25 protein-coding genes are annotated in these 26462 nt (G+C 74.3%); 9 read left to right on the top strand and 16 right to left on the bottom strand.

Translation table 11 applies throughout. The features are described from left to right. Nucleotides 1-48: 48 nt before the first annotated feature. Complete coding sequence (locus ACFYYT_RS13690; protein WP_351820066.1) at nt 49-1386, bottom strand: PTS transporter subunit EIIC; 1338 nt, start codon at nt 1384-1386, stop codon at nt 49-51. Nucleotides 1387-1557: 171 nt separating this feature from the next. On the opposite strand from ACFYYT_RS13690, the gene ACFYYT_RS13685 reads away from it, so the two are divergent. Continuing rightward, nucleotides 1558-2328, top strand: coding sequence for a GntR family transcriptional regulator (locus ACFYYT_RS13685; protein WP_351820064.1), 771 nt, complete (start codon nt 1558-1560; stop codon nt 2326-2328). Between the two features lie 70 nt (nt 2329-2398). Here the strand turns inward: ACFYYT_RS13685 and ACFYYT_RS13680 are convergent, their stop codons facing one another. Continuing rightward, complete coding sequence (locus ACFYYT_RS13680; protein WP_351820061.1) at nt 2399-3640, bottom strand: MFS transporter; 1242 nt, start codon at nt 3638-3640, stop codon at nt 2399-2401. Between the two features lie 634 nt (nt 3641-4274). On the opposite strand from ACFYYT_RS13680, the gene ACFYYT_RS13675 reads away from it, so the two are divergent. Beyond that, on the top strand, nt 4275-4961 hold the full coding sequence (locus tag ACFYYT_RS13675; RefSeq protein WP_351820058.1) for a GNAT family protein: 687 nt from the start codon (nt 4275-4277) through the stop codon (nt 4959-4961). Between the two features lie 81 nt (nt 4962-5042). Here ACFYYT_RS13675 and ACFYYT_RS13670 read toward each other — a convergent pair whose 3' ends face one another. From ACFYYT_RS13670 to ACFYYT_RS13660, 3 genes are all read right to left on the bottom strand, one after another. Beyond that, on the bottom strand, nt 5043-6071 hold the full coding sequence (locus ACFYYT_RS13670) for a hypothetical protein (protein WP_351820090.1): 1029 nt from the start codon (nt 6069-6071) through the stop codon (nt 5043-5045). Between the two features lie 110 nt (nt 6072-6181). Then, complete coding sequence (locus tag ACFYYT_RS13665) at nt 6182-7444, bottom strand: MFS transporter (RefSeq protein ID WP_351820055.1); 1263 nt, start codon at nt 7442-7444, stop codon at nt 6182-6184. A 2-nt stretch (nt 7445-7446) separates the two neighbouring features. Continuing rightward, nucleotides 7447-8328 (bottom strand): alkaline phosphatase family protein, encoded by an 882-nt coding sequence (locus ACFYYT_RS13660; RefSeq protein WP_351820052.1) that lies wholly within the window; start codon nt 8326-8328, stop codon nt 7447-7449. Nucleotides 8329-8593: 265 nt separating this feature from the next. On the opposite strand from ACFYYT_RS13660, the gene ACFYYT_RS13655 reads away from it, so the two are divergent. Continuing rightward, the gene (locus tag ACFYYT_RS13655) at nt 8594-10093 is read left to right on the top strand and encodes an alpha/beta hydrolase (protein WP_388607855.1); all 1500 of its coding nucleotides are present in this window, start codon (nt 8594-8596) and stop codon (nt 10091-10093) included. Nucleotides 10094-10126: 33 nt separating this feature from the next. Here ACFYYT_RS13655 and ACFYYT_RS13650 read toward each other — a convergent pair whose 3' ends face one another. Then, nucleotides 10127-11584 carry a carboxylesterase family protein gene (locus tag ACFYYT_RS13650; RefSeq protein ID WP_351820049.1) on the bottom strand — a complete coding sequence of 486 codons (1458 nt, stop codon included), beginning with the start codon at nt 11582-11584 and terminating at the stop codon, nt 10127-10129. Nucleotides 11585-11688: 104 nt separating this feature from the next. Here ACFYYT_RS13650 and ACFYYT_RS13645 point away from each other — a divergent pair, with 104 nt between their 5' ends. Continuing rightward, nucleotides 11689-12009, top strand: a complete 321-nt coding sequence (locus ACFYYT_RS13645; protein WP_351820046.1) for a hypothetical protein — start codon at nt 11689-11691, stop codon at nt 12007-12009. Nucleotides 12010-12132: 123 nt separating this feature from the next. Further along, on the top strand, nt 12133-12411 hold the full coding sequence (locus ACFYYT_RS13640) for a chaplin (RefSeq protein WP_351820043.1): 279 nt from the start codon (nt 12133-12135) through the stop codon (nt 12409-12411). Between the two features lie 63 nt (nt 12412-12474). Here ACFYYT_RS13640 and ACFYYT_RS13635 read toward each other — a convergent pair whose 3' ends face one another. From ACFYYT_RS13635 to ACFYYT_RS13610, 6 genes are all read right to left on the bottom strand, one after another. Next, nucleotides 12475-13338, bottom strand: a complete 864-nt coding sequence (locus ACFYYT_RS13635; protein ID WP_351820040.1) for a tyrosinase family protein — start codon at nt 13336-13338, stop codon at nt 12475-12477. Nucleotides 13339-13362: 24 nt separating this feature from the next. Further along, on the bottom strand, nt 13363-13734 hold the full coding sequence (locus ACFYYT_RS13630) for a tyrosinase family oxidase copper chaperone (RefSeq protein WP_351820037.1): 372 nt from the start codon (nt 13732-13734) through the stop codon (nt 13363-13365). A 36-nt stretch (nt 13735-13770) separates the two neighbouring features. After that, a complete protein-coding gene (locus ACFYYT_RS13625; RefSeq protein WP_351820034.1) occupies nt 13771-14262 on the bottom strand; it encodes a TRIC cation channel family protein in 492 nt (163 codons plus the stop codon). Between the two features lie 191 nt (nt 14263-14453). Further along, on the bottom strand, nt 14454-15575 hold the full coding sequence (locus ACFYYT_RS13620) for an acyl-CoA dehydrogenase family protein (RefSeq protein ID WP_351820031.1): 1122 nt from the start codon (nt 15573-15575) through the stop codon (nt 14454-14456). Continuing rightward, nucleotides 15572-16762: an acyl-CoA dehydrogenase family protein gene (locus tag ACFYYT_RS13615; RefSeq protein WP_351820028.1), complete on the bottom strand. Its 1191-nt coding sequence runs from the start codon at nt 16760-16762 to the stop codon at nt 15572-15574. The genes ACFYYT_RS13620 and ACFYYT_RS13615 overlap by 4 nt, the downstream gene beginning before the upstream one ends. Further along, nucleotides 16759-17751, bottom strand: coding sequence for an NADPH:quinone oxidoreductase family protein (locus ACFYYT_RS13610; RefSeq protein WP_351820025.1), 993 nt, complete (start codon nt 17749-17751; stop codon nt 16759-16761). Before ACFYYT_RS13610 ends, ACFYYT_RS13615 begins: the two co-directional genes overlap by 4 nt. Nucleotides 17752-18066: 315 nt before the next feature. On the opposite strand from ACFYYT_RS13610, the gene ACFYYT_RS13605 reads away from it, so the two are divergent. Further along, the gene (locus ACFYYT_RS13605) at nt 18067-19239 is read left to right on the top strand and encodes a hypothetical protein (RefSeq protein WP_351820022.1); all 1173 of its coding nucleotides are present in this window, start codon (nt 18067-18069) and stop codon (nt 19237-19239) included. A 68-nt stretch (nt 19240-19307) separates the two neighbouring features. Further along, on the top strand, nt 19308-20219 hold the full coding sequence (locus ACFYYT_RS13600; protein ID WP_351820019.1) for an SDR family oxidoreductase: 912 nt from the start codon (nt 19308-19310) through the stop codon (nt 20217-20219). 76 nt (nt 20220-20295) lie between these two features. Here ACFYYT_RS13600 and ACFYYT_RS13595 read toward each other — a convergent pair whose 3' ends face one another. From ACFYYT_RS13595 to ACFYYT_RS13580, 4 genes are all read right to left on the bottom strand, one after another. After that, a complete protein-coding gene (locus ACFYYT_RS13595; protein WP_351820016.1) occupies nt 20296-21153 on the bottom strand; it encodes an enoyl-CoA hydratase/isomerase family protein in 858 nt (285 codons plus the stop codon). A gap of 31 nt (nt 21154-21184) precedes the next feature. After that, nucleotides 21185-21949 (bottom strand): PIG-L deacetylase family protein, encoded by a 765-nt coding sequence (locus ACFYYT_RS13590; protein WP_351820013.1) that lies wholly within the window; start codon nt 21947-21949, stop codon nt 21185-21187. A gap of 150 nt (nt 21950-22099) precedes the next feature. Beyond that, a complete protein-coding gene (locus ACFYYT_RS13585; protein WP_351820010.1) occupies nt 22100-23185 on the bottom strand; it encodes an S-(hydroxymethyl)mycothiol dehydrogenase in 1086 nt (361 codons plus the stop codon). A 77-nt stretch (nt 23186-23262) separates the two neighbouring features. Next, nucleotides 23263-24222 (bottom strand): LysR substrate-binding domain-containing protein, encoded by a 960-nt coding sequence (locus tag ACFYYT_RS13580; protein ID WP_351820007.1) that lies wholly within the window; start codon nt 24220-24222, stop codon nt 23263-23265. 70 nt (nt 24223-24292) lie between these two features. Here ACFYYT_RS13580 and ACFYYT_RS13575 point away from each other — a divergent pair, with 70 nt between their 5' ends. Both ACFYYT_RS13575 and ACFYYT_RS13570 read left to right on the top strand, forming a co-directional pair. Beyond that, a complete protein-coding gene (locus ACFYYT_RS13575) occupies nt 24293-25297 on the top strand; it encodes a dihydrodipicolinate synthase family protein (RefSeq protein ID WP_351820004.1) in 1005 nt (334 codons plus the stop codon). A 388-nt stretch (nt 25298-25685) separates the two neighbouring features. Next, complete coding sequence (locus ACFYYT_RS13570; RefSeq protein ID WP_351820001.1) at nt 25686-26456, top strand: LysM peptidoglycan-binding domain-containing protein; 771 nt, start codon at nt 25686-25688, stop codon at nt 26454-26456. Nucleotides 26457-26462 lie beyond the last annotated feature (6 nt).

Genomic DNA, 26462 nt, shown 5'->3' with positions numbered 1-26462 from the left:
GCGGTGGGGGGGAAGGCGGGACGCGGGGGCGGCGGCGGTGCGGCGGGCCTAGACGGTGGCGTCGGCCGGGGCGGGCGGGGACCCGGGGGCTTCGGTGCCGGGTGTCCCGGTCCGGGTCCCGGCGGCCTCCGCGGGCTCGGGGCCCTCTGCGCCCTCTGCGGGCTTGGCGGCCTCGGCGTCCGGATCGCGTTCGCGTCCCGGGGTGGGGAGGTCGAACCTGACGATGGCGAAGCGGAAGATCACGTAGTAGAGGGCGGCGAAGGCCAGGCCGATGGGGATGAGCAGCAGCGGCTTGGTGGCGATGCCGAAGTTGACGACGTAGTCGATGGCGCCGGAGGAGAAACCGAAGCCGTCGCGGATGCCGAGGGCGTAGCACAGGGCCATGGAGACACCGAACAGGACGGCGTGGATGGCGTAGAGGACGGGCGCGACGAACATGAACGCGAATTCGATGGGCTCGGTGACACCGGTGACGAAGGCGGTCAGCGCGACGGAGATCATCATGCCCTTGACCATGGCGCGGTTCTCGGGGCGGGCGGTGTGCGCGATGGCCATGGCGGCGGCCGGGAGCGCGAACATGTAGATCGGGAAGCCGCCGGTCATGAACTGGCCCGCGGCGGGGTCGCCGGCGAGGAAGCGGTGGATGTCGCCGTGCACCTCGGCGCCGGTGGCCGGATCCACGAAGGTGCCCGCCTCGAACCAGGGGAAGAACGAGAAGAAGTGGTGCATCCCGATCGGGATGAGGGCCCGGACGACGAGGCCGAAGACGCCCGCGCCCCAGGCGCCGGTGCCCACCAGCCACTCGCCGAAGTGGAAGAACCAGTTCCCGACGGTCGGCCAGACCACTCCGAATACCACTCCGGTGGCGACGCCGGCGAAGGCGCTCAGGATGGGGACGAGCCGGCGGCCGCCGAAGAAGCCGAGCCAGTCGGGCAGCTTGGTGCGGCTGAAGCGCTGGTAGAGGAGGGCGGCGATCAGGCCCATCACGATGCCGCCGAGCACCTTGGCGTCCAGCGGCTCGCCGTCCGCGCCCTTGGGGAAGGCGGGGCTCGCGAGGACCGCCTTGAAGACCAGGTAGCCGACCACGGCGGCCAGGGCCGTGGACCCGTCGGCCTTCTTGGCGAAGCCGATGGCCACGCCCACGGCGAAGAGCAGCGGCAGATGGGTGAAGACGGTGTCACCGGCGGCCGCGAGGACGATGGCGAGCTTGCGGACCAGCAGCGGGAAGTTCTCCCGGCCGAGCAGGTCGGCTCCGCCGAGCCGGGTCAGCAGCGCCGCTGCGGGCAGGGTGGCCACGGGCAGCATCAGGCTCCGGCCGATGCGCTGCATGACCGGCATGATCCGGGCCGGCTTCTTGCCGGCGGCCGGTGCGGTGGCCGTACTCATCGCGTGCTCCTCGTCGAGGGGGTGGGACGCCTCGAACGTACTGAGTGGTTTTCTACTGGTCAATAGTGGTCTGCTGTGGTCTTGCCTGCGCGGGCCAAAGAACATCCAAGGTCCCCTGGCCTCGGGCCCTCGGTCCCGGACTAACTGGTAGCAAGTGGTATGGTTCCGGTCATGACCGACACCTCCCCCGCCGCCGCGCCCCCGGCCTCCCAGGACGGCGGCGCCGACCCGCTCTGGGTGCGCGCCGCCGACCGGATCCGCGAGGAGATCGCCCGGCGGGGCCTGTCCGAGGGCAGCAAGCTGCCGCCCGAGCGCGAGCTGTGCACGCGGCTCGACGTCTCCCGCGTCACCCTGCGCCGGGCGCTCGCACACCTCGTGGACCAGGGGCTGGTCACCTCCTCGCACGGCCGGGGCTGGTTCGTCTCCGCGCCCACGGCCCCCGCGCCCGCCCGGGACTGGCCCGAGGACCTGGAGTCCTTCACCGCCACCGCCCGCCGCAAGCACATGCGGCCCGGCTCGCTGGTGCTGCGGCACGACACCGTGGCCGCCACCCTCGACGACGCGGAGCGCCTCGGGGTTCCGGCCGGGACCCCGCTGATGCGGCTGGAGCGCGTACGGCTCCTCAACGACGTACGGATCGCCCTGGACCGCACCCTGCTCGTCGCGGAACGCGCGCCCGGCCTCGGCGGCAGCGACTTCCGCGAGGCCTCCCTCTTCGACGAGCTGCGCCGCCGGGGCGTGTCCCCGGAGCGCGCCGAGGCCACCATCGAGGCGCGGACCGCCGACGAGGCCCTGGCCGGGCACCTCGGGATCGCCCCGGGCGCGCCCGTACTCGTCCTCGACCAGACCGTGTACACGCGCGACCAGCGGCCCCTGCTGCTGTCGACGGTGGAGTACAGCGGGGACCGCTACCGGCTGCGCACCACCCTCCAGACAGGCTGACACGGACGGCCGCCGCGCCCGGGCCGCCATTGGGCACCGGGCGGGCGGCGAAAGACCCGGTTTCCGGCCCCTACGCGCGCGCCCCGTCGGCGGCCAGACCCGTGGCCGGGCCGCGGGCACCGCTCGCCCGGCGGGCCGCCGGGCCCATCGCGTACGAGGCGGCCAGCAGCACGGCGCCGAGCAGCAGCCAGCCGGGGATCCCCCACAGCAGGAGCAGCGCGGTCAGCAGCATCGGCCCCAGGGTGCGGGCCACGGGCACCCCGGTGCCGAAGAAGCCCTGGTACTGGCCCATCCGCTCGGCCGGGGCCAGCGAGAAGCCGATCTGCCAGGACCCGGCCGACTGCCGCATCTCGGCGTCGGCCTGGAGCACCGCGCCCGCCACGAGCAGGGCCGCCGCCGCCCACCCCGCCGTCGGCAGCGCGGCGGCGGCGAAGACGGCGCAGGACAGGGCCATCAGCAGCCCGGAGGTCCGCAGCGCCCGCCCGGCGCTGTCGAGGTCGCTCACCCGGCGGGCCGTCTGCACCTGGAACAGCATGACGGCGAGGGTGTTGAGCACGAAGAGCGCCGACACCAGCCAGCCCGGGGCCTCGGTGCGCTCCACGATCCACAGCGGGATCGCCAGGCTCAGCAGCGGCATCCGCAGCAGCAGGACCGCGTTCAGCAGGGTCACCAGCGCGTACGGCCGGTCGCGCAGCACCGCCAGCCGGGGCTCCCCCGCCGTCCGGCCCTGGACGGGGGCCACCGCGGGCAGGCCCAGCAGCAGGGCCGCGCAGACCAGGAAGCCGGCCGCGTCCAGGGCGAAGACGACGAGGTAGGCCGTCTCGGTGCCGGCCCCGAGGGCCAGGCCCCCCAGGGCCGCGCCGAGCGCCAGTCCGGCGTTGAGCGTGGACTGGAGGTGGGCGAGCAGACCGGTCCGCTCCGCCGGGGGGACGAGGCCCGCCAGCAGGGCCTGCCGGGCGGCCGCGAGCCCGCACTGGGAGACGGCGTAGAGCACCACGGCGCACAGGAACGCCCCGAAGGACCGCACGAACAGGAACGAGGCCACCGATCCGGCGGTGGCCAGTGCCAGCAGCACGGAGGTGCCGCGCGGCCCCCGCCGGTCGGCCAGGGCCCCCAGCGGGACCCCGGCGACCGAGCCGACGGCCCAGGCGAGGGTCAGGCCGAGGCCGATCCGGGCGGGCGAGAGACCGACGACGCCGGTGAAGTAGAGGGCGGAGCACACGTAGTAGGCGCCGTCGCCGACGGAGTTGGCCAACTGGGCGGCGGCCAGGCGGCGCGGCGCGCCGGGCGCGGGCAGGAACCGTATCGTCACCGCCCCATTGGATCAGCCGGGCGGCCCGGCCGGGCGGTCCAATCGGGGATGTGTCAGGTGGGCCATTCCCCGGTGCCGCCGGCCCGGCTGCCCGCGGAACCGCCCGCCCTCCGGATCCCCGGCGCCGGGGAGGTCTCGCCGGGCGGGGGCGCCCGTAGCAGACCCGGGTGGCGCAACCTGACCCCGAGCGCGATCCGCCCGCCCGAGAGCACTCCGCCGACGACCGCCCGTCCGGTGCCCGGCCCGGCCGGCGGGGCGGCCGGGTCGCCGGCGGAGTCCGCGCGCGGGGTCCTCTCCGCCGGGGCCGGGGCCCCTCCGTATCCTCGCAGGTCAGGAGGGGTGAGCCGAGGGCCCGCGCAAGCCAGGGCAGCCGTCTGGCGGGACCACTTCGCACGGTTGAACGGATGTCCGTGGGTCAGGATTACGGGCGCTGCGTGGCGGGGACCCAAGTCATCGGAAAACGATGCCGCGCCATTGCCAAATTGGGGGTTCATGAGAGGACTGCAAGGGGCTACATTGAGCCACTCGCGTTCACCTGACAGCCCGTTGCCTTTCACCCGCGTTTTGCGCGGGGGGTGACGTCAGGAGCGCAGACTGTGCAACCACCCCACCGCCCAGAAGGACCGAAGGCTCCGTGCCCGTACCCGTACTCCTCGCCGGCCGCTCCGTGCGGCTCGAGCCCCTCGCCCCCCACCACACCGAGGCCCTGGCCAAGGCCGGGGCCGAGGATCGTACGACTTACGCCTTCACTCCCGTGCCGCACGGGTTGCAGGCGTCCCACGAGTACATCGACCGCGCCCTTTCCGAACAGGCAGCAGGTCGATCGCTCGCGTTCGCCGTGGTCAGAGCCACTGACGGGCAGGTCGTCGGTTCGACCCGGTTCCTGGAACTCGACTATTGGCAGGGTCCGCTGGTCTGGCCGGCGGTCCCCGGGGTCCCCTTCGGCGATCCGGCGACCGCGGTCCCCGATGCCGCCGAGATCGGGAACACCTGGCTGTCGCCGGGCGCCCAGGGCACCGGGATCAACACCGAGGCCAAGCTGCTCATGCTCCGCCACGCCTTCGAGACCTGGGGCGTGCGCCGCATCTCGCTGCGCGCGGACGCCCGCAACGGGCGCTCGCGGGCGGCGATGGAACGCCTCGGCTTCACCTGTGAAGGGGTGCGCCGGGCGCATTCGCGGGGGCTGGACGGCGCGGTGCGCAGTACGGCCTTCTACTCGGTGCTCGACGAGGAGTGGCCCGGCGTGCGCTCCGTGATCGAAATGCGGCTCTCGGGGGCCCAGCCCCGCAAGCGCCGCCGCAAGACGCTGATCCCGGCGTAACGGTCCTGCGGGCCTCCCGCCCGCTACCGCCGCCCTGGCCGCACCCGGCCGCACCCGGCCCTCCCCCGGCCTCCCCGGCGCTCAGCCGAGGAAGGCCGGGGCGAGGGCCGAGGCCATCAGCCGGACCGGGTGCCCGCCGCCGTCGGCGGGCAGGGAGTACAGATCGGCGCCGAAGTCGCCGGGCAGGGAGTAGACGACCGTCCGGTCGTCGGTCCACACCACCTGGTCGTCCACGCTGCGCTCCTCGGCGAGCGGGGTCTCCGCCATCGTGGCCAGGTCGAGGACGTAGAGCCGCCACGGCGCCTCGGCCGGCAGCCCGGGCACCCGCTTCTTGAACACCAGGCGGGTCCCGTCCGGGGACAGCGAGGGGCATTCCAGGTTCTCGCGCAGGGTGGTCACCGTGCGGGCGGCGAGGTCGCCGCGGACCAGGTAGGTGCTGCCGCCGGTCGCGAGCGTCGCGTAGAAGGTCCGCTCGTCGGCGGCGAAGGTGACCCCCCAGAAGTTCACGTCGGTGTTGCGGTACACCGCGCCGTCCTTGCGGATCGTGAAGTCCTCCAGCGAGGCGTCGTACCTGCCGGTGCGCAGGTCGAGGAGCGAGGTGCGGGTGGAGAAGTTCGTCCCGGCGTACGAGTCCCCGCCGACGAAGACCGTCCAGGCGACGAGGTGGCCGCCGGGCGAGACGCGGGCCCGGGTGGGAATGCCGGCCAGGGGGCGGCTGGCGGTCTCCTTGAGCTGGGCGTCGAGGACGACGGCCCGGTAGCTCTCCTGCACCGCGCCCTGCTCCGACCGGAGGCAGATCCCGGTGCCGCCGGCGGAGTGGAAGCGCAGGCACTTCACTCCGGAGGCGGTACGGGGCCCCTCGGGCGCGTCCGCCGGGACGGTGGCGAGCTCGTCGCGGAACGGGCCCCAGACCATGTTGCGGAAGACGATGCGCCGGCCCCCGCCGGCGGGGGCCAGGGTGACCGCGCCGTGCGCGACGGCCGGACCGCCGGCGCGGGGCTGGTTCTTCTCCTCGGCCCGCGAGGAGGCCCGGGCGAAGGCGAAGACCCCGACGACGGTGAGCAGGACGACGGCCGTGACCAGGATCAGGATCCGCCGCCCCGCGCTCATCGCGGACGGCGGCTCCCCGGACGGCGGCGCGGGCGGCGTCGGCGCGGGGGGTGAGGCGGGCGGCGTCGTGGGGGTCGTGGACATGGGGGCCTTTCGGGGAGCGGCGGGGATCAGGCTTCGTCGGGCCGGAGCCGGACGACGCAGGCGACGGCCACGGCGAGCAGGACGGCGGCCACGGCGAGGGCGGGGCGGGCGCCCCACACCGTCCAGGCGGCGCCGAAGCCGAGGGAGGCCGCGAACCGGGCGAGCGCCTGGCCGGTCTGGACGAGGGCGAGGCCGCCGCCCCGGTGTTCCTCGGGGACGGCCCCGGCGGCTTCGGCCATGAGTACGCCGTCGGTGGCTGCGTAGAAGCCGCCGTGCAGCAGGAGCACCGCGTAGGGCAGGGCGGGGTGCGTGCCGCCCGCCAGGAGGAGTCCGTAGACGAGGAGCAGCGCCAGGTGTCCGCCGAGGAAGACACGGCGGCGGCCGATCCGGTCGGCGAGCCGGCCCAGGGGCAGCGCCAGCAGGAAGAAGGCGGCGGCGGTGCCCAGCGGGAGCAGGGCGAACCAGCGGTCGGCGATTGCGGTGGCCCGCTGGAGCAGCAGGAAGACGAAGGCGTCGCTGACGGTGCACAGGCCGAGGAGCAGCGCGCCGAGGCTGATCCGGCGCAGGTCGCGGCGGCGCAGCAGGCCGAGGGAGGCCCGCAGGGAGACGGGTCCGGCGGCGGGGGCGGGCACGGCGCGGCGGCCGGGTACGAAGAGGACCAGCACGAGTACGCCGAGCGCGGCGACGCAGGCGCTGACGGTGAAGACGGCGTCGTAGCCGTCGGCTGCTCCGCGCAGGATGAGGAAGGCCAGGATCGGCCCGATCAGCGCGCCGGCGGTGTCCATGGCCCGGTGCACGCCGAAGGCCCGGCCGCGTTCCGCGGGGGCGGCGGCGAGCGAGATCAGCGCGTCGCGCGGGGCGGTGCGCAGGCCCTTGCCGGTGCGGTCGAGGGCGAGGACGGCGCCGATGGCGGGCAGGGTGTGCGCGAGCAGCAGGAGCGGCTTGCACGCGGCGGAGAGCCCGTAGCCGAGGCCGGCGAGGGCCTTGTGGCGGCCGAAGCGGTCGCCGAGGTGGCCTCCGGTGAGCCGGACCAGGGCGCTGACCCCGTTGTAGAGGCCGTCGAGCAGGCCGAAGCCGAGCGGGGAGAGGCCGAGTCCGGCGACGAGGTAGAGCGGGAGCACGGCGGTGACCATCTCGGAGGAGACGTCGGTGATCAGGCTGACCGTGCCGAGGGCGAGGACCGTGGGGGCGAGGGCGGCGCGCCGCCCCGGGCGGGTGCCCGGGGCGACGGCCGGTGTCTCGGGGGCCACGGCGGGCGCGGGGGTACCGCGACTGTCCGCGACGTACATGGTCAGGAAGCCCAGATCCCCGTGATGTCCGTGGCGGTGGCGGCGTTGCCGGCGTGGGTGGTGAGCCCGGCCAGGTCCTCCAGCGTCCGCAGTACGTCGTAGTGGTTGTAGGTGGTGCCCGACGTGGAGCCCGGGGTCACGGGCTGCCCGTAGAGGACGGTCGGGATCTTGTTCCCGGCGAGCCGGTTGTCCTCGTCGAAGGTGACGACGAGCAGGCTGTTGTGGGTCTTGGCCCAGTCCGCGTAGGCCTTGAGGTTGTTCTTGAGCCAGGTGTCGCCGGTGCCGACCGAGCAGTCGTGCATGTCGCTGCAGAGGTTCGGGACGACGAAGGACACCTTGGGCAGGGTGGTGTAGTCCGTCGGGAACTGCGTCATCGTCTTGGCGGTGCTGGTGGGCACGTTGGAGAAGGCGAACCAGGGGTTGTGCTTGCGGGCGTAGTCGCCGCTGGAGCAGGTGGTGGAGCCCTGGCTGGGGAGGGTCTCGTTGTAGCTGCCCCAGGTCTTGCCGGCGGCTATCAGCTCGGAGGCCAGGTTCGGTGCGGAGCTGAAGCCGGGGGTGTAGCAGCTGTCTCCGGTGACCCCCTGGTTGGAGCCCGAGAAGAGCTGGAGGTAGTTGGGCTGGCTGGGGTGGGTGATGCCGTAGGAGTTGGAGAGGCTGGCCCCACCGGTCTTGAGGGAGTTGATGTAGGGGGCGCTGGAGCTGCCGATGACCTGGTTGTAGGCGTGGTTCTCGAAGACCACGACCACGACGTGGTCGGGCGCGGGCAGGGTCGCCGCGTGCGCGGGCTGGGCGGCGCCGAGGCCCGCCCAGGCGGCGGTCGCGGTGGCGGTGGCGGCGAAGGCGGTGGCCAGGGCGGTCTTACGACGGGACCATGAAGTGGTCATGCCAAACACAGGACATACCTCCGGGCATGGGGGAACTCTGGGGGTGGCGGCGCGGACGCACCATACCCAGGGGCATGTGCATGGGCCAGGGACAGTCGGCTAACAACACGGGAACTCCGCCGGCCGTTCAGGGGATGGGCAATGCCATGGCCCAAGAAAAGCCAAGAGTCGGAAAAATACGGAACCCGGACGCACTATCGTTCATCATTCGAACGGAAGCAGTCCACCCCCCGACGGGGCAGCAACAGCCGGAGAGCCAGCTCACATGTCGTACGAACCCGACGGGCAGTACCAGCCGCCGTACCGGCCGGAAGGGCAGTACCCGCAGCAACCCCCGAACGGTCAGCAGCAGGGCCGACAGCAGGGTCAGCCGCAGTACTCGCCCCAGGGCCGTCCCCCGCAAGGGCCGCCGCAGGGCCAGCCGCCGTACGGCCGTCCCGGGTACGGGCAGCCGCAGCAGGGCGGGCCCCAGCAGGGCCGCCCGCCGCAGGGCCAGTCCCCGTACGGCCAGTCCCCGTACGGGCAGGACCAGTACGGGCAGGACCAGTACGGGCAGCCGGGGGCCTTCGATTCGCCCACCCGGCGCCAGCCCGACTACGAGCGCCCGGACTACCAGCAGCCGTACGAGCAGCCGCGCCACCAGCAGCAGCCGCCGCCCCCGTACGACGGCTCCGGGCCTCCCTACGGACACGGGGAAGAGCCGCCGCGCCGCAAGTCCAAGGCCAAGCGGTGGATCATCGCGGGCGTCTCGGTCCTGGCCCTCGCGGGCATCGCCGCGGGCGCGATGAGCTACTTCGAAATACCTCCCTTCACCGACAAGGGCAAGGCCGTCTCCTTCGGCGACACCCCGGGCGGCGACAAGGGCGGGCCGGCGGCCAAGCCGGCCCCGAACTCGAAGATGTCCATGCCCACCGGCCCGAAGACCGAGTTCAAGAACGCCTCGACGCTGAGCGACGGCACGCAGATCGGCGTCGCCACCATCACCGGCAAGAAGTCGGGCTTCACGGGCAAGGTCTGGGTCTGGGCGCCCAAGGAGTACAACGACCCGAAGTACGCCAAGAGCGGCTTCCCGGTCATGATCGCCCTGCCCGGCGGCGCCGGCTACCCGATCAACTACTGGATGGGTACCGACCTCAAGCTCCAGTCCAGCATCAGCCAGTGGTACTCCGAGGGGAAGGGCAAGCCCTTCATCCTGGCGATGCCGGTGCTCAACCCGCAGCCGGACGAGCCCAAGGCCATCTACTGGGACGGTTCCGACATCCCGGGCCAGCCCAAGATGGGCACCTGGCTGACCGACGACGTCCCGGACCTGATGCGGGAGAACTTCCGCACCATCAAGTCGCGTGACGGCTGGGCCTTCATGGGCTCCTCCACCGGCGGCTTCTCCAGCCTCAAGGCCGTGCTCAAGTACCCGGAGAAGTTCAAGGCCGCGATCTGCTCCGGCCCGGACATCGTGCCCGACTCCCCGCTGTGGACGGGCCACGAGAAGGAGAAGGCCGAGAACAACCCCGAGCTGCTCGCCAAGCAGCTCATCGACAAGAAGGGTCCCGACGTCTACCTCGCCTTCCAGGTCGGCGACAACGAGAGCAACAAGAAGACCCTGCCGGACGTGCAGAAATTCGTCGCCACCTATACCAAGGGCCCCATCCACACCAGCCTCAGGGTGATCCCGGGCGGCCAGCACAACGCCAAGACGTACGTGCCGAACATGGGCCTGGGACCGATGGAGTTCATCAGCAAGGTCATGGAAGGCCCCGTGGAGTAGTCCGTACCGCTCCCGGGACCCCGGCCCCCGCCCCTACGGGGTGAACACGGCTCCGCCGTCGGGTGCCACGCCCCGCACCGCTTCCGGCTCCGGCCCGCCGAACACCTTCGGCGGGCCGCTGCCGTTCCAGGGCTCCCAGCCGGGGTCCCCCGACACGGCGAACCCCACCCAGGCCGCGTGCATCTCGTCGGCCAGCGCCTGCGGTGCGTCCGGCCCGGCCAGCCAGGCGGACTCCGCCGCGCCGAGCGTGTCGAAGACGAAGCCCAGTTCCAGGGCGTGGCAGGCACCGAGGCCCGGTACGCCGCTGGGCCAGGCGAACTCGTACAGGTGGCTCGGGCCCGGCCGCCCGGGTCCGGCGAGCCGGCGCAGCGGATCGCGCAGCAGCCGGTCGGTGAGCAGCGCTCCGGCGAGGTCGGCCGGTCCGGCCGCGGGCACGGTGGCGCGCAGCGCCCGTACGGCGGCACGGTCCTTGCCGCTGCGGAGCCGGCCCAGCGTCACGGCGAGCGGGCCCAGCCGGTCCAGCAGCCGCGAGGCTCCGGTCGGCGCGAGCCAGAGCCGGTGCTCCTGGGCGGTCCAGCCCAGCAGCAGCGGCAGGTCCGAGGCGGCCGCCGCCGCCAGCGGGTCGCCGGGGAGCGTGGCGGGGTCGGTGACCAGCCCGAAGGCGGGACCCCCGAGCACCGGGGAGGAACGGCGCAGCACGGCCTCCTGCGCGGCGAGCAGCGCGGGCAGCCCGGCCGCCCGGAAGGCGGCGGCGGTGGCGGGGACCTTGAGCAGCGAGGCCATCCGGCGGACCATGGCCCGGACCTTCTCGCGGGGCAGCGCCTCGGGGGCGCCGCTCTGGAGGACGGCCCGGGCGAAGAGGCCCGCCGCGCGGGGGGCGGCGAGCAGGGCGCCGGTGCTGATGGCTCCGGCGGACTCGCCGAAGACGGTGACGCGGGCGGGGTCGCCGCCGAACGCCTCGATGTTGTCCCGGACCCATTCCAGGGCGGCGATCTGGTCGAGCAGGCCACGGTTGGCGGGGGCGTCGGGGAAGAGGCCGTAGCCGAGGACGCCGAGCCGGAAGTTGACCGAGACGAGCACGACCCCGTCGCGGGCGAAGGCGGAGCCGTCGTAGACGGGAACGGCGGAGGAGCCGCGGGTGTGGGCGCCGCCGTGCAGCCACACCATCACCGGCAGCCGGGCCCCGCGCGACGGGTCGGGGGTCCACACGTTGACGGTGAGGCAGTCCTCGCCGGGGATCTCCGGATCGGGCAGCAGGGCGGCGAAGGGCTCGGGGTAGGGCACCTTGGGGGCCGTGGGCCCGAACGCGCCCGCGTCGCGTACGCCGTCCCAGGCGGCCGGAGGCGCAGGAGCCGCGAAGGCCAGGGCGCCGACGGGGGGAGCGGCGTAGGAGACGCCCCGGAAGACGGCGGTGCCGCCGGCCCCCCAGCGGCCCTCCACGGTGCCGTGCCGGGTTCCGGCCCGGGGTCGCCCGGCGTCCGCTGCGCTCATCCGTGCTCTCCTCGCGCGTCTCCTGCCTTCCGGGCACATTCGCACAGGCGTGCCGGGGGTGACAAGGCGTGACCCACCGCGGGGCGGGGCGGGTTGGACCGGCCATGCGAGCCCTTGCGATTCCCCGCGCCCCACGCCTCCTGTCCGTCCTGCTGCTGGCCGCGGCCGGCGCGTCGGTGGCGGCGGCCCCGGCCGCCGGCCCGGAATTCCAGTACGTGGGCCAGGACGACCAGGTCCACGGCCTGTCCTCCCCGAAGGGCTGCGTCCCGGCGGAGGGCGGCGGAGGGCGGGCGGCCACCAACCGCACGCGCGGCACCGCGACCCTCTACCGCGATCCGCACTGCGCCGGGACCGTGGTGGCGGTGCTGCCGGCCGGCACGGTCACCCAGGTGCGTCCGTACTTCGCGTCGGCCGCGTTCGGGTGACCCGCCGCCTTTCGGGTGACCGGTTGGGTGCACGGGCCGTGACCACTCGGCCCCTGCCCGCGTTGTATGCCATGTCAAATGCCACAGATTCTGTGGCGCCCCACATCTCACGAGGAGATCTTGATGTCGCGTATCGCGAAGGCGTTCGTCATCACCGCTGCTGCCGGTAGCGCCCTGGCCGCCGGTGCGGGTCTGGCGGCTGCCGATGCCGGAGCGGAAGGTGCGGCGGTCGGTTCCCCCGGTGTCCTGTCGGGCAACCTCCTCCAGGTTCCGGTCCACATCCCGGTCAACGTCTGCGGCAACACCGTCAACGTGGTCGGCCTGCTGAACCCCGCCTTCGGCAACACCTGCGTGAACGCGTCGGGTGGCGGCGACCACCACACCGAGGGCTACGGCGGCTGATCAGCCGGCTGACGACCGAGAGGGGCCCCCGCCATCCGGCGGGGGCCCTTCCGCGTGCCCCGGTCACTCGTAGCGGTAGAGGCCCCGGTGGTCGGACATCTCGCGGGGGGAGACGTTCCACGGGGGCATCGGCTCGTCCCGGGCGATCACCCGGCCGCGCTGGAGGTCGCCCGGCGCCAGGGGGGCGGCCGGCAGATAGCCGGAGTCGGGGTGGCGCTGCTGCCAGCGGTCCCAGATCAGGTCCACGAAGGCGTGGTGGAGCCAGAAGGCCGGGTCGTTGGGGGCCGTACCGCCGGTCATGTGGCCGCCGACCCACTGGTGGACCTTGTTGTGGTTGCGCCAGCGCTCGCTCTTGGGCGCCGCCCAGCCCTCCAGCTTGTTGCGGAAGCCGCCCTCGGCGGAGGTGGAGTCCCAGGGCGCGCTGTCGTAGACGGGGTCGTCGATCGCCCACTGGAGTTCCGCGGGGGTGGGCAGGGCGATCGGGTTCCCCGGACGGCCGAGGTTGCGGGTGAGGAAGCGTGCCTCGGAAACCCCGACGGTGACGGTCCAGTTGCCCCGCGCGTAGGCGAACGGCCCCGTCATCACCTGGCGGTCGCCCTCGCGGCCGGTGCCGCCGAGGAAGTCGTCGGCCCAGAGGGAGGAGACGGGGCTGCTGTCGGTGGTCCAGTCCCAGTAGGGGATGCTCACCCCGGAGTCGACGGCGCGGAGCTCCTTCTCGAACTCCAGCAGGTAGCGCCGGTGCCAGGGGAAGAACGACGGCGACATGTGCCCGACGCGCAGTTTCCGGTCCCGGTCGGGCACGAAGTACTTCTCGTGGGTGCGCACGAAGGCGTCGTACGTGCCGTTGCGCTTGAGCTCCAGCACGGCGGCCGTGAACCGCTTCTTCTGGGCGCTGGTCAGGTCCTTCTGGTTCTGCCGGGTGTACACGGCGGGCTCCTCCCGAGACGTCCGTCAGCCGTGGTGCGGGGCGCCGGTGGCCAGCGCGGTGGTGCCGAGTTCGTCGACGGCGGCGCGGGCCAGCTCCAGCGGGGTCGCGTAGGACTGGAAGTGGTTGATCCCGCTGAGGTAGCTGCCGTCCGCCCGGCGCATGACGTGCAGCGGCCGGCCGTCGATGCGCACGGCCGCCGAGGCCAGGTCGACGCTGATGTGCCGGCCGCGGTACGTCTCCTCGGTGAGCGGCGCCGGGGTGAGGGTCTGGCGGGGGCGGCGGGCCCTGAGCACCGGGGCCAGGACCGCGGCGGTGGCGCCGCAGACGGCCGCGGTGAAGGCCGTGCGCAGGAGCGTGCGGCGGGTGAGTGGTGCGGCGGCGGCTGCTGCGGTCATACGGTCTCCCTCGCTCGGCGGTGCGCGTTACGGGGACTAACGCGGGGTGGCGGACGAGGTCACCTGCCGCGGCGCCCCGGCTTCGGCCGCCGGTCTCGCGGCCGGAGCACCGGACCGGGATGGAACACCGGCCCCGGCCCGGCCGGGCGCGCGCCGGAGGCGGGGCAGGTGCAGGTTCCCGAAGATCGCGGCCAGCCGGAGTACGAAGACCAGCCCTGCGGAGACGGCGGCGGTGACGGGGTCCGGGACTCCGGCCGAGTGCAGGGCGAGGTAGGCGGCCGCGCCGGCCAGGGCGGCGGTCGCGTAGACCTCCTCGCGCAGCAGCAGGGGCGGGAACTCCCCGCACAGCACGTCCCGGACCACCTCGCCGGTGACTCCGGTCAGCACCGCGAGGACGAGGACGGCGGCGGGGGTGACCTGGGCGTCGATCGCGGCCCGGGCGCCGATGACGGTGACCACGGCGAGGCCGACGGCGTCCACCACCATCAGGGTGCGGTGCGGGAGCCGGCGGCGGCGCAGGTACAGCATGGTGGCGGCGGCGGCGGAGACGATGAGGACGAGCAGCGTCCATTCGTGCGTCCAGTAGAGGGGGTGCCGGCCGAGGATGAGGTCGCCCAGGCTGCCGCACGCCGCCGCCCCCGGACATCGGCCGTCCGGCCGTCCCCGCCTCGGCCGGACGGCCGGGGCGGGGCGGGACCCGGCCGGGGCCGGGCGCGCGCCTATGCCGCCGGGGCGGGGAGTTCCGCGAAGTCCGCCACCAGGCCGCGGTGGTGGCCGGCGGTGCCCAGGGCGAGGGAGTCGGCCTTGGCCCGCTTGAGGTAGAGGTGGGCGGGGTGTTCCCAGGTCATGCCGATGCCGCCGTGCAGCTGGACGCACTCCTCGGCGGCGCGGACCGCGACCCCGGAGCAGTGGGCCTGGGCGACCGCGACCGTGAGCGGGGCGTCGGGGGAGGCCGTGGCGAGGGCGTCGGCGGCGGCCCGGGCCGCCGCCCGGGCGGAGGCCACGTCGAGCCAGAGCTGGGCGAGGCGGTGCTTGAGGGCCTGGAAGGAGCCGACGGGCCGGTTGAACTGGTGGCGGTCGCGGACGTGCGCGACGGTCGTGGTGAGGCACCACTCGGCGATCCCGAGCTGTTCCGAGGCCAGCAGTCCGGCGCCGGACAGCAGCGCTCCGGCGACGGCCGCCCGCGCGGTCGTGGGGTCCGCGAGGCGGGCGGCGGGTGCCCCGTCGAGGGTGACGGTGGCGAGCGGGCGGGTGAGGTCGAGCGGCACGGCTCCGGTGAGGGTGACCTCGGCCGCGGGCACGGCGTGCAGTCCGGTGTCGGCCAGCACCAGCAGGAAGTCGGCGGCCACCGCGTCGGCCACGGAGGTGACGGCGCCGGTCAGGGCGCCGCCGCCGCTGTCGTGCGGCGCCTTCGGCAGCGGCGCCCCGGGGGCCTGGGTGAGCGGCAGGGCGGGGACGCAGACGCTCCGCCCGGCGGCGAGTTCCCGCAGCAGCCCGGCGGCCTCGGCGGTGTCGCAGCCGAGCAGGATCTCCGTGGCGAGGACGGAACTGGTCAGGTACGGGACGGGGGCGACGGCCCGGCCGAGCTCCTCCAGCACCACGGCGGCCTCGCGGTGGCTCGCGCCCGCACCGCCGAGCTTCTCGGGGACGAGCAGGCCCGCGGCGCCGATCCCGGCGGAGAGGGTGCGCCACAGGTCCGGGTCGTGGGGCCGGCCGGTCTCCGCGAGGGCGAGGACCCGCTCGGGGGCGCAGCGGTCGGTGAGCAGGGACCGTACGGCGGAGCGGAGTTCCTCCTCGGTCTGGGAGTAGAGCAGGTCGAGGGGGGCGCGCGTGCCGGTCATCGGGCGAGGTCCTTCCAGGCGATGTCCTTGTCGTCGCGCGGCTCGGCGGGCAGGCCGAGGACGCGTTCGGCGACGATGTTGAGGAGGATCTCGCTGGTGCCGCCCTCGATGCTGTTGCCCTTGGCGCGCAGGTAGCGGTATCCGGCGTCGCGTCCGGTGAAGTCGACGGTCTCGGGGCGGCGCATGGTCCAGTCCTCGTACAGGAGGCCCTCCTCGCCGAGGAGTTCCACCTCAAGTCCGCTGATCTCCTGGTTGAGGCGGGCGAAGGTGAGCTTCATGCCGCTGCCCTCGGGTCCCGGCTGGCCGGCGACGAGCTGCTGGCGCAGCCGCTCCGCGGTGAGCCGGGCGACCTCGGCCTCGACCCAGAGGCCGAGCAGCCGCTGGTGCAGGGCGTGGGTGCGCAGTGCGGGCCGCTCGCGCCAGGCCGCGGCGACGGGGGCGATCATGCCGCCCTCGCGGGGGACGCGCATGCCGCCGATGGAGACGCGTTCGTTCATCAGGGTGGTGCGGGCGACGGCCCAGCCCTGGCCGACGGCTCCCAGGCGGTGGGCGTCGGGGATCCGGACGCCGGTGAGGAAGACCTCGTTGAACTCGGCCTCGCCGGTGATCTGGCGCAGGGGGCGGACCTCGACGCCGGGGGCGTGCATGTCGCACAGGAAGTAGGTGATGCCCTGGTGCTTGGGCAGGGCGGGGTCGGTACGGGCGATGAGGATGCCCCAGCGGGCGGTGTGGGCGCTGGAGGTCCACACCTTCTGTCCGTCGACGACCCATTCGCCGGCGGCCTCGTCGAGGACGGCGCGGGTGGCGAGCGCGGCGAGGTCGGAGCCGGCGCCGGGTTCGCTGAAGAGCTGGCACCAGACCTCCTCCCCCACCCACAGGGGGCGCAGGAAGCGCCGCTTCTGCTCGTCGGTGCCGTACGCGAGGATCGTGGGCGCCGCCATGCCGAGGCCGATGCCGATGCGGCGCGGGTCGTTGTCCGGGGCGCCGGCGGCCTCCAGGGCGGTGTCCACGGCGACTTGGAGGGAGCGGGGCGCGCCGAGGCCGCCGAGGCCCTCGGGGTAGTGGACCCAGGCGAGTCCGGCGTCGAAGCGGGCGCGCAGGAAGTCGGCGCGGGGGGTGGTGGCGGGCGGGTGGGCGGCGAGCAGGTCCCGGACGCGGGCGGCGAGGTCTTCGGCGGTGGCCGTCATCGGGCGGCTCCGTCCGGGGCGGGTGCGTCGGACAGGGAGGGTACGACGACCAGCCGGCCGGTGGTGGCTCCGTCGGCGAGGCGCTGGACGGCGTCGGCGGCCCCGGCGAGCGGGACCCGTTCGCTGACCAGGGGGGTGATGAGGCCTTCGGTGGCGAGGCGGGTGAGTTCGGTATGGCAGGCGAGGATCGCGGCGGGGTCCTTGGCGGCGTACAGGCCCCAGTGCAGGCCGAGGATGGCGTAGTTCTTCACCAGGGCGTGGTTGAGGGCGGGGGCGGGGATGGTGCCGCCGGCGAAGCCGACGACCACGATCCGGCCCTCGAAGGCCACGCACTTGGCGGAGGCGGTGTAGGCGTCCCCGCCGACCGGGTCGTAGACCACGTCGGCGCCCCGTCCACCGGTGAACTCCTTGACGCGGGCGACGATGTCCTCGGCCGTTCGGTCCACGACGAGGTCGCAGCCCAGTTCCTCGGCGACGCGCACCTTGGCCTTGCCGCCGACGACCCCGATGACGGTGGCTCCGGCGGCCTTGCCGAGCTGGACGGCGGCGCTGCCGACGCCGCCCGCCGCGGCGTGGACGAGCAGGGTCTCACCGGCGCGCAGCCGGGCCCGGCGGTGCAGGCCGAACCAGCCGGTCTGGTAGCCGATGTGCAGCGCGGCGGCCTGGGCGTCGTCGAGGGCGTCCGGAGCGGGCAGCAGGGCGCGGGCGGGCGCGGTGACGTACTCGGCGAACCCGCCGTGCGGCAGGCTGGGGTTGGCGATGACCCGGCGGCCGTCCTCGGTCTCGCCGCAGATCTCGACGCCGGGGGTGAAGGGCAGCGGCGGCCGGATCTGGTACTGGCCGCGGACGAGGAGCGCGTCGGGGAAGTTGACGTTCGCCGCGAGCACCCGGAGCCTCACCTCGCCCTCGCCGGGCACCGGCTCGGGTACCTGTTCGAGGCGCATGGCCTCGCGGGGCTCACCGGTCGTGTGTACTCGCCATGCCTGCATCCGGGGCCTCCAGCCGCCGTCGAGGAACCACGCTCGGCGGCATACTAAGCGGTCGCTTGACGTCATGGGAACCCTCGCCCCGGCCATTGCCCCCGTCAGGTGCCACGGGGGATGCGGGACGGCCGCCTCCGGAAATCGGGCGGACGAACGCCAGGTGAATGCGGTTCGCTGGATATAGCATCAACATGCCGGTTTCCTACGGCATATGACGCGATCGGGGATCAGGCGCGCCCGGAGTGCACGCCGCTCCGGGCGCGCGGTCGCGCCACCACCACACGCAGCATGACGCACCGCACCACACAGGGGGAAACCACCATGAACGGCACGCTCAGCCTCAGCGGAAGGGCCGCCTCGGCGGCCGCCGCCGCGGTCGTCCTCGCCGGGGTCGTCACCGCGGCCGGCCCGGCCTCGGCCGCTCCGTCCGCCGCCGCTCCGTCCGCCGCCGCCTGCACGCCCAGGCTCCAGGTCCTGGGCGCCATCGGGTCGAGCGTCTACAACCCGGGCGGCCCCCAGGCCGACGGCGTCATCGGCCTCGGGAAGGGCAACCTGTCCGTCGGCGTCTCCGGCGGCCTGCCCGTGTACTGGACCGGCACCACCGTCCACAAGGTGCCGCTGACCGCCCCCGCCGCCAGTGGCGAGGTGCTCGCCGTCAACAAGGACGCTCTGATGGTCGGCCGCGCCTTCACCACCGGCGGCGGCGGCTACCTGTTCACCTACCGGGCGGGCGCCGCGGCGGTCACCCCGCTGCCGGGGGGCGACGAGCTGTACGGCGAGGCCGACGTCAACGACGCCGGGTACGTGGTCTCGCGCAACCGGGCGGGCGTGGGCCTGGTCTGGAAGGACGGCCAGAAGGTGCGCGAGCTGGCCCCGCCGGCCGACGCCCCGCCGCACTCCTTCGTGGACCTGGTGACGGGCATCAACAACAAGGGCGACATCGCCGGCACCGCCAAGGTGAACTACTACGACTCCGACCACGACCAGCAGCTGTGGGAGAGCATCCCGGTGGTCTGGCCGGCCGACGGCGGCCCGGCGAAGTCCCTCGCCCCCAGCGGCGGCGGGATCTACCAGGAGAGCCGGGTCCAGGACATCGACGAGAGCGGCCGCGTCGTCGGCTACGACTGGTACGGGCCGGGGTACGCGTACAAGCCGTGGACCTGGACGGCGCCCTACACCGCGCCCGGCACCTCCCCCGGCACGCCGGCGCCGTTCCCGTACGGCACCTTCGAGGCGATCAGCCCCACCACGAACATCAGCGTCGGCACCGCCAAGTTCCACCCGGACGAGCCGACCCGGGCCGACCAGGCCCAGCTCTGGAAGGGCACGGGCCCGGTGCTCGCCCTGCCGCGCCTCGCCGCGGACAAGGCCAGCACCGCGACGGCGGTATCCGACGACGGCCGGGTCGGCGGGGCCGCCGTCAACGCCAACGGCAAGCTGAAGCCGGTGATCTGGACCTGCGCCGCCCAGCAGGCGTACCTGTCGCAGTCGTAGGGCGTCCGCCGCGGGGCCGTCCCGTCACGGGCATGGTGATCTGAGCGCCCGCGCGCTATCGATGCCCCATGACGGACAACGCCCGCACCCACGCCCCGCGCGGCCTGCCCGCGCCCCCGCCGCTCGGCGCCGCCGCCCTGCCCCCCGGTACGTACGCGGGCCAGGTGGTCCTCGTGACCGGCGGCGGCACCGGGCTGGGCAAGGCCATCGCCGCCGAGTTCGCCCGGCTCGGCGCCGGTGTGGTGATCGCGGGCCGCCGCGCGGAGCAACTGGCGGCCGCCTGCCGGGAACTGGAGGCCGTGCCCGGCGCGGGCCGGGTGGCGGCCGCCGTCTGCGACATCAGGGACCCCGAGCGGGTCGCGGAGGTCTTCGACGCCGCCGAGGCGGCGCTCGCGGCGCCGGACGTCCTGGTCAACAACGCGGCCGCGAACTTCCCCTGCCCGGCGGAGGACCTCTCCCCCAACGCCTGGCGGGCGGTGGTGGACACCACCCTGACCGGAACCTGGTTCATGACGCGGGAGTTCGCCCGCCGCCACCTCGCGGCGGGCACCCCCGGCTCCATCGTCAACGTCGGCGCCTCCTACGCCTGGACCGGCGGCCCGGGGTTCGCCCACAGCGCCGCCGCGAAGGCCGGGGTGAAGAACCTGGTGGAGACCCTCGCCGTCGAGTGGGGTCCGTACGGCATCCAGATCAACGGCCTCGTCCCCGGGCTGGTCCCGCACGAGGACATGACGGCGGACATCCGCGGCGGCCTGGAACGCTCCGCGCCCGGACCCAAGGACGCCCGGCAGCCCGCGCTGCGCGTGGGCGCCCCCCGCGAACTGGGCTGGGCCGCCACCTTCCTGGCCTCGCCCTACGCGCGCTTCGTCACCGGCCACACGCTGGTCGTGGACGGCGCCAACTGGCAGCGGCGGTCGCTGGTCCAGCCCGCGGTGGTCCCGGTCCGCGACCAGCTGGGACGGGGCCCCTTCAGCCCGTGAACGGCCCGACGGGGCCCCGTACGGGTCGGCTTCTCCGGCCGGCCGGTGCTCAGGCTCCCCTGAAACGCGGGGGGCCTCAGGCTCCCCTGAAGCGCGGGGGGCGCCGGGCGGCCCGGGCGGCGTAGCCCTCCCGGGAGTCCTCGGAGGTGAGGGTGAGGGCCGCGGTCATGGCGACCCGGTCCAGGGCGGCCGGCAGGGCGGCGTCGGCGTACGCGTCGATACCGCGCTTGATGCCCTGGACCGCGAGCGGGGCGTTGGCCGCGATCTCCGCCGTCAGGGCCCGGGCGGTCTCCTCCAGCTCCTCCGGCGGGACCACCAGCTGGACCAGGCCCCGGCGTTCGGCCGTCGCGGCGTCGATCCGGCGGCCGGTGAGGGCCATGTACTTGGCCCAGCCCGCGCCCGCCTCCCGGGCGACGCGCAGGTCGCCCCCGGCGTCCACCGCGACGCCGAGCCCGGCCTCGGGGAGGGCGAAGACGGCGTCCTCGGCGGCGACCCGGACGTCGGCCATGAGGGCGAGCTCGAAGCCGAAGCCGAGGCAGTAGCCCCGGACGGCGGCGACGACCGGCTGCGGGAGGCGGGCGAGGACGGCGAAGCGCTCGTGGACCCAGCGGATGCCCTCGTAGTAGTTCCGGGTCCGCTCGGCGGGCGAGTCGCCGGTGATGGCGCCGCCGGGCGCGGTGACGTCGATGCCCGCGCAGAAGGCCCGGCCCTCCGCGCGCAGCAGCACCGCGCGCACCGCCGGGTCGAAGCGGATCCGGTCGGCCAGCAGGCCCAGCTGGCGGGTGGATTCCCAGCTCCAGGCGTTGAGCCGGTCCGGCCGGCAGAGGGTGAGGAGCGCGATGCCGTCCGCGACCTCCAGCCGGACCCGCTCCTCGCCCTCGCCGATCTCCGTGGAGACGGTGTCGATCACCTTGTGCCGCACCCCCGAACTCATCTGATGGAACGTCAGGTTACGGGGGCGCGGGTCAGCGGGGGAAGACCTCGAACGCCACCGCCGGGCGGCCCTCGAAGCGGTCCGCGACCCGTTCGGCGTTTCCGGTCAGGAAGGTCCGTACGTACTCCTCGGGGTCCTGGTCGGTCAGCACCTCGATGTACGCCTTGTGCTCCATCAGGGACCTGACGGAGCGCTCCAGGCCCGGGCGCGCGTCGGCCGCGTGGGTGGGGGTGGCGGTGCCGGCCACCGCGACCCAGCGCACGCCGTCCCAGGGCTCCAGCCCCCGCTCGGAGATCAGCTCGGGGAAGATCCAGCGGTTGCCCGCGTCCCCGGCGGCGTCCAGGGTGGCGCGGCCGACGGCCTGGTGGTCGGGGGTGTTCCAGTAGCCCCCACCGCCGGGGCCGCCCCAGGTCTCGCGGTGGTTCAGGGTGATGACCAGCTCGGGACGGTGCCGCCGGATGGCCGCCGCGATGTCCCGGCGCAGGCCGAGGCCGTACTCGATGACCCCGTCGCGGTGGTCGAGGAACTCCACCGTGGACACCCCGACGACCGCCGCGCTCGCGCGCTGCTCGGCCTCGCGCACCGGGGCGCACTCGGCCGGGGCGAGGGTGTCGATGCCCGCCTCGCCGCGGGTGGCCAGGACGTAGACGACCTCGCGGCCGCCGTCCGTCCAGTCGGCGATGGCGGCGGCGCAGCCGTATTCCAGGTCGTCGGGGTGGGCCACCACCGCGAGGGCGCGCTTCCAGTCGGTGGGCATGGGCTGCAAGGGCGGCTGTTGATCGGCTCGTTCGGTCATAGGCCGCACCCTAGCCAACGGGCCGTCAGCGGTGGCGGCGGCGCCGCCGGGCGGCCGCCCGGGGCCCGTCCGCACGCCGGCGCACGCCGAAGGCGGCGACCGGCCGGCGGATCCCGCCGCGGGCCGGTCGCCGCCGGGGGCCCGGTGGGGTCAGAACTGGACCACCGAGCGGAGCACCTCACCGCGTTCCATGCGGGCGAAGGCCTCCTCGACCCCGTCGAGCGGAATGGTCTCCGAGACGAAGGCGTCGAGGTCGAGGCGGCCCTGGAGGTACAGGTCGATCAGCAGCGGGAAGTCCCGCTCGGGCAGGCAGTCCCCGTACCAGGAGGACTTCAGCGCGCCGCCCCGGCCGAAGACGTCCAGCAGCGGGAGTTCGAGCTTCATCTCCGGCGTCGGTACGCCGACCAGCACCACCGTGCCCGCCAGGTCGCGGGCGTAGAAGGCCTGCCGGTACGTCTCGGGGCGGCCGACGGCCTCGATGACGACGTCCGCGCCGTTGCCGCCGGTCAGCTCCTGGACGGCCTTGACCACGTCCTCGGTGCGCCCGTTGACGGTGTGGGTGGCGCCGAGACCGCGCGCCCACTCCAGCTTCCGGTCGTCCAGGTCCACCGCGATGATCTTCGAGGCGCCCGCGAGCCGCGCCCCGGCGACCGCCGCGTTGCCCACTCCCCCGCAGCCGATGACCGCCACCGAGTCCCCGCGACCGACGTTGCCGGTGTTGATCGCGGCGCCGAGGCCGGCCATGACCCCGCAGCCGAGGAGTCCGGCGGCGGCCGGGGAGGCGGCCGGGTCCACCTTGGTGCACTGCCCGGCGGCCACCAGCGTCTTCTCCGCGAAGGCCCCGATGCCGAGCGCCGGGGAGAGCGGGGTGCCGTCCTCCAGGGTCATGGACTGGGTCGCGTTGTGCGTGTTGAAGCAGTACCAGGGCCGGCCCCGCTTGCAGGCCCGGCAGGTGCCGCACACCGCACGCCAGTTGAGGACCACGAAGTCCCCGGGGGCGACGGAGGTCACGTCGGGGCCGACGGACTCGACGATCCCGGCCGCCTCGTGGCCGAGGAGGAAGGGGAACTCGTCGTTGATGCCGCCCTCGCGGTAGTGCAGGTCGGTGTGACAGACCCCGCAGGCCTGGATCTTGACCAGGGCTTCGCCGGGCCCCGGGTCGGGCACGAGGATCGTGGTCGTCTCCACCGGTGCGCCCTTGCTCCGCGCGATGACCCCTCGTACGCGATGCGTCACGTCGTACCCCGTTCTGTCCGTTCGGATCGGTCTGGATCATCGAACGTACACGGGCGCCGACCGGCGCGGGAGCCGTGTCACGCTTCCGCGCGCGGAGCGGCCAGATCCGGCGGTACGGCGGCCCGCAGCGCGGCGGTGAAGGCGGCCACGGCGGGGTGTGCCCCGGCGCCGCTGCGGAAGGCGATCTTCGTGCGGCGCTCCATGCGCAGCCGCGTGAGGACGACGTCCGGCCCCGCCGGGGCGCCCACGCCGAGCTGCGGGACGACGGCCACCCCCTGGCCGGCGGCGACCAGCGCGAGGACGGTGGCGAACTCGTCGACCTGGTGGCGGACCCGGGGGGTGAACCCGGCGGCCAGGCAGGCCCGTACGGTCATGGCGTGGCAGAGCGTGCCGGGGGTGGCGGTGATCCAGGGCGCGTCCCGGTGGGCCGCCAGGGCAGCGTCCTGGCCGGGCTCCCCGGCGGGCTGCCCACCGGGGTGCGCGCCGCCGGGGTGCGCCGGGGCGGGCGCCGGGGCCGCCAGGTACATCGCCTCCCCGTACAGCGGCCGCGTGGTCAGTCCCGGCTCCGGCGGGGCGGGTACGAAGTCGTACTCGTGCACCAGCGCCACGTCCAGGTCGCCGGCCCGCAGCGCGTGCGCGACCGCCGCCGGGTCGGTCTCGCTGATCATCGGCTCCAGCCCCGGGTGGCGCCGGGCCAGCCCCACCAGGGCCGCCGGGACGATGGCCCGGGTGGCCGTGGGGAAGGACCCGATCCGCAGGGCCCCGGCCAGGCCGCCGCGGGCCTCGGCGAGGTCGGCGTCGGCCCGCTCCAGCCGCTCCAGTACGGCGTCGGCGTGCCGGACGAGGTTCTGGGCTGCCGGGGTGAGCCGGACCCGCCGCCCGGTCCGCTCCAGCAGCGGCAGACCGGCCTCCCGTTCCAGCACGGTCAGCTGCTGGGACACGGCCGAGGGGCTGAAGGCCAGGGCCTCGGCCACGGCGGCGATGGTGCCGCGGCGGGCGAGTTCGCGCAGGAGCCGCAGGCGGCGTACGTCGAGCATCGGCTCAGCTTACGGTTCGGGTAAGGAAAGCGAACTGGAATCGACGCTCGGCGTGGGTGAGGCTCGTCCCATGCGACGGGACACGGACAACACGACCACGACGATGACGACGCCCACGACCACGACGGCCACGACCACGACGGACTCGACGAACACGCGGGGGACGCCCCCGGACGCGACGGCAGCCGGACCCGGCGCGCTCGACGGGATCCACGTCCCGCTCGTCACCCCCTTCGACCGGGCCGGGAACATCGCCGCCGACGCCCTGGAGGCCCTCGCGCACGAGGTGCTCGACGCGGGCGCGGCCGGGATCGTGGCCCTCGGCACGACCGCCGAGACGGCCGCCCTGGACGAGGCGGAGCGCGATCTGGTCACCGAGGTCTGCGCGCGGGTCAGCGGGGAGCGGGGCGCCCTGCTCACGGTGGGGGCCGGGGCGAGCGGGACACGGGCCGCCGAGGCCTCGCTGGCCCGGCTCGCGCGGTGGCCGGGGGTGGGTGCGGCGCTGGTGACGGTGCCCCCGTTCGTCCGGCCCTCGGCGGCCGGGGTGCTGGCCCACTTCGCACGGCTGGCCGGGGTGAGCCCCGTACCGCTGGTCGTCTACCACGTCCCGTACCGCACGGGGCAGCCGCTGGACGCGGCGGCGCTGCGGGCGGTCGGGTCGTTGGCGGGGGTGGTGGGGGTGAAGTACGCGGCGGGCGCCATCGACCAGGACACGGTGGCGCTGCTGGGCGATCTCCCGGCCGGGTTCGCCGTGCTGGCCGGGGACGACGCGTACGTGTCGCCGCTGTTCGCGCTCGGCGCGACGGGCGCGGTCCTGGCCTCCGCGCACCTGGCGACGGAGCGGTTCGTGGAGCTCGCGGCGGCCTGGCGGGCCGGCGACGCCGCGCGCGCCCGGACGCTGGGGCACGCGCTGGCCCGCGTCTCGGCGGCCGCCTTCGCGGAGCCCAATCCGACGGTGGTCAAGGCGGTGCTGCACGCCCAGGGCCGGATCCCGACCCCGGACGTACGCCTCCCCCTGCTGCCGGCCTCACCGGAGGCGGTGGCGGCCACCCTCAAGGAGTTGGCCGGAATCTGACCCCACCGAACGCCCGAAAGGGTGCGGGATGGGCGATTCGGCACCAACGCGCCGGTAGCCCGAATCAGGAGTATCCGAAGGCTATTTGACCGTATTGCACGAGACCCCCGAACACGGCTTCAAACCGTGATGTGAGTCACGCCCGTCCGGTCAACATCAATTTCCTCCGCGCGCCGATTCCCTTTTCCCGGAAAGGGAATCGGCGCTTTTCGGTGGAGCCATTCAAGGTCATCGACCGGGCCGCCGCAGGGAAGTCGATCTCCCCTCGGAATTCCCGTCTTGTTCCGGCCCCGCGCATTCGCCTACGGTCACCCTCATTCCCGGCGGCCGCGTGCCGAATCCGGCCCCCGCCGAGGCTCTCCCGTACCCCCACGTGAGGAAATGCGCCATGTCCGCAAAGGGTAAGCACCGCCGGCCGAAGCAGCACCCCCTCGCCCGCCGCCTGGCCGTCGTCGGCACCGGCGGGGCGGCCCTCGCCCTTCCGCTGATCAGCGCGACCACGGCCGGTGCGGCCGTCGCCCAGCCGGCCGTGGCCGCCGCCGCCCCGGGCACCGTGGCGCGGACCGCCGCGCAGCCGACCCTGCTGCCCGCCGCCGAAAAGGCCGCCGGGGCGCCGGCCACGTATGCCGTGATCGGCGGCGACACCCTTTCGAAGATCGCGGCCGAGCATTCCGTGAGCGGCGGCTGGCAGGCCCTCTACGCCGCCAACCGCACCGCTATCGGGGCCGATCCGTCGGTGATCCGCCCGGGCCTGCGACTGAGCCTCGGCGCCGCGGCCAAGGCCGCCGCCGCCAGGGCCACGACGGCCACGGCCGCACCCGCCTCGGTGACCTCGTACGGGAACGACCTCGACGGCTGGATACGCCAGTCGCTCGACATCATGGCCCGGCACGGAATTCCCGGCAGTTACAACGGAATTCACCGCAACGTGATGCGCGAGTCCTCCGGAAACCCGCTCGCCATCAACAACTGGGACTCCAACGCGGCGGCCGGAATCCCCTCGAAGGGCCTCCTCCAGGTCATCGACCCCACCTTCCGCGCCTACCACGTGCCGGGTACGCCGATGGACTCCTACGACCCGGTCGCCAACATCACCGCGGCCTGCAACTACGCCGCCGCGCGCTACGGCTCCATCGACAACGTCAACGGCGCGTACTGACCGGCA

This window comes from Streptomyces sp. NPDC002032 (assembly GCF_042890765.1).
In the GTDB taxonomy this organism is placed as follows: Bacteria; Actinomycetota; Actinomycetes; order Streptomycetales; family Streptomycetaceae; genus Streptomyces.
This window is presented reverse-complemented; position numbering and strand designations above follow the sequence as displayed.

Excerpts from the sequence above, each read along its gene's own strand:
- ACFYYT_RS13690 (WP_351820066.1), bottom strand. The coding sequence starts at position 1,386 with ATGAGTACGGCCACCGCACCGGCCGCCGGCAAGAAGCCGGCCCGGATC.
- ACFYYT_RS13625 (WP_351820034.1), bottom strand. The coding sequence starts at position 14,262 with ATGCTGTACCTGCGCCGCCGCCGGCTCCCGCACCGCACCCTGATGGTG.
- ACFYYT_RS13590 (WP_351820013.1), bottom strand. The coding sequence starts at position 21,949 with ATGACCGAACGAGCCGATCAACAGCCGCCCTTGCAGCCCATGCCCACC.
- ACFYYT_RS13600 (WP_351820019.1), top strand. The coding sequence starts at position 19,308 with ATGACGGACAACGCCCGCACCCACGCCCCGCGCGGCCTGCCCGCGCCC.
- ACFYYT_RS13580 (WP_351820007.1), bottom strand. The coding sequence starts at position 24,222 with ATGCTCGACGTACGCCGCCTGCGGCTCCTGCGCGAACTCGCCCGCCGC.
- ACFYYT_RS13610 (WP_351820025.1), bottom strand. The coding sequence starts at position 17,751 with ATGCAGGCATGGCGAGTACACACGACCGGTGAGCCCCGCGAGGCCATG.
- ACFYYT_RS13630 (WP_351820037.1), bottom strand. The coding sequence starts at position 13,734 with ATGACCGCAGCAGCCGCCGCCGCACCACTCACCCGCCGCACGCTCCTG.
- ACFYYT_RS13645 (WP_351820046.1), top strand. The coding sequence starts at position 11,689 with ATGCGAGCCCTTGCGATTCCCCGCGCCCCACGCCTCCTGTCCGTCCTG.
- ACFYYT_RS13660 (WP_351820052.1), bottom strand. The coding sequence starts at position 8,328 with ATGACCACTTCATGGTCCCGTCGTAAGACCGCCCTGGCCACCGCCTTC.
- ACFYYT_RS13665 (WP_351820055.1), bottom strand. The coding sequence starts at position 7,444 with ATGTACGTCGCGGACAGTCGCGGTACCCCCGCGCCCGCCGTGGCCCCC.
- ACFYYT_RS13620 (WP_351820031.1), bottom strand. The coding sequence starts at position 15,575 with ATGACCGGCACGCGCGCCCCCCTCGACCTGCTCTACTCCCAGACCGAG.
- ACFYYT_RS13640 (WP_351820043.1), top strand. The coding sequence starts at position 12,133 with ATGTCGCGTATCGCGAAGGCGTTCGTCATCACCGCTGCTGCCGGTAGC.
- ACFYYT_RS13655 (WP_388607855.1), top strand. The coding sequence starts at position 8,594 with ATGTCGTACGAACCCGACGGGCAGTACCAGCCGCCGTACCGGCCGGAA.
- ACFYYT_RS13570 (WP_351820001.1), top strand. The coding sequence starts at position 25,686 with ATGTCCGCAAAGGGTAAGCACCGCCGGCCGAAGCAGCACCCCCTCGCC.
- ACFYYT_RS13650 (WP_351820049.1), bottom strand. The coding sequence starts at position 11,584 with ATGAGCGCAGCGGACGCCGGGCGACCCCGGGCCGGAACCCGGCACGGC.
- ACFYYT_RS13605 (WP_351820022.1), top strand. The coding sequence starts at position 18,067 with ATGAACGGCACGCTCAGCCTCAGCGGAAGGGCCGCCTCGGCGGCCGCC.
- ACFYYT_RS13685 (WP_351820064.1), top strand. The coding sequence starts at position 1,558 with ATGACCGACACCTCCCCCGCCGCCGCGCCCCCGGCCTCCCAGGACGGC.
- ACFYYT_RS13615 (WP_351820028.1), bottom strand. The coding sequence starts at position 16,762 with ATGACGGCCACCGCCGAAGACCTCGCCGCCCGCGTCCGGGACCTGCTC.
- ACFYYT_RS13575 (WP_351820004.1), top strand. The coding sequence starts at position 24,293 with ATGCGACGGGACACGGACAACACGACCACGACGATGACGACGCCCACG.
- ACFYYT_RS13595 (WP_351820016.1), bottom strand. The coding sequence starts at position 21,153 with ATGAGTTCGGGGGTGCGGCACAAGGTGATCGACACCGTCTCCACGGAG.
- ACFYYT_RS13670 (WP_351820090.1), bottom strand. The coding sequence starts at position 6,071 with ATGAGCGCGGGGCGGCGGATCCTGATCCTGGTCACGGCCGTCGTCCTG.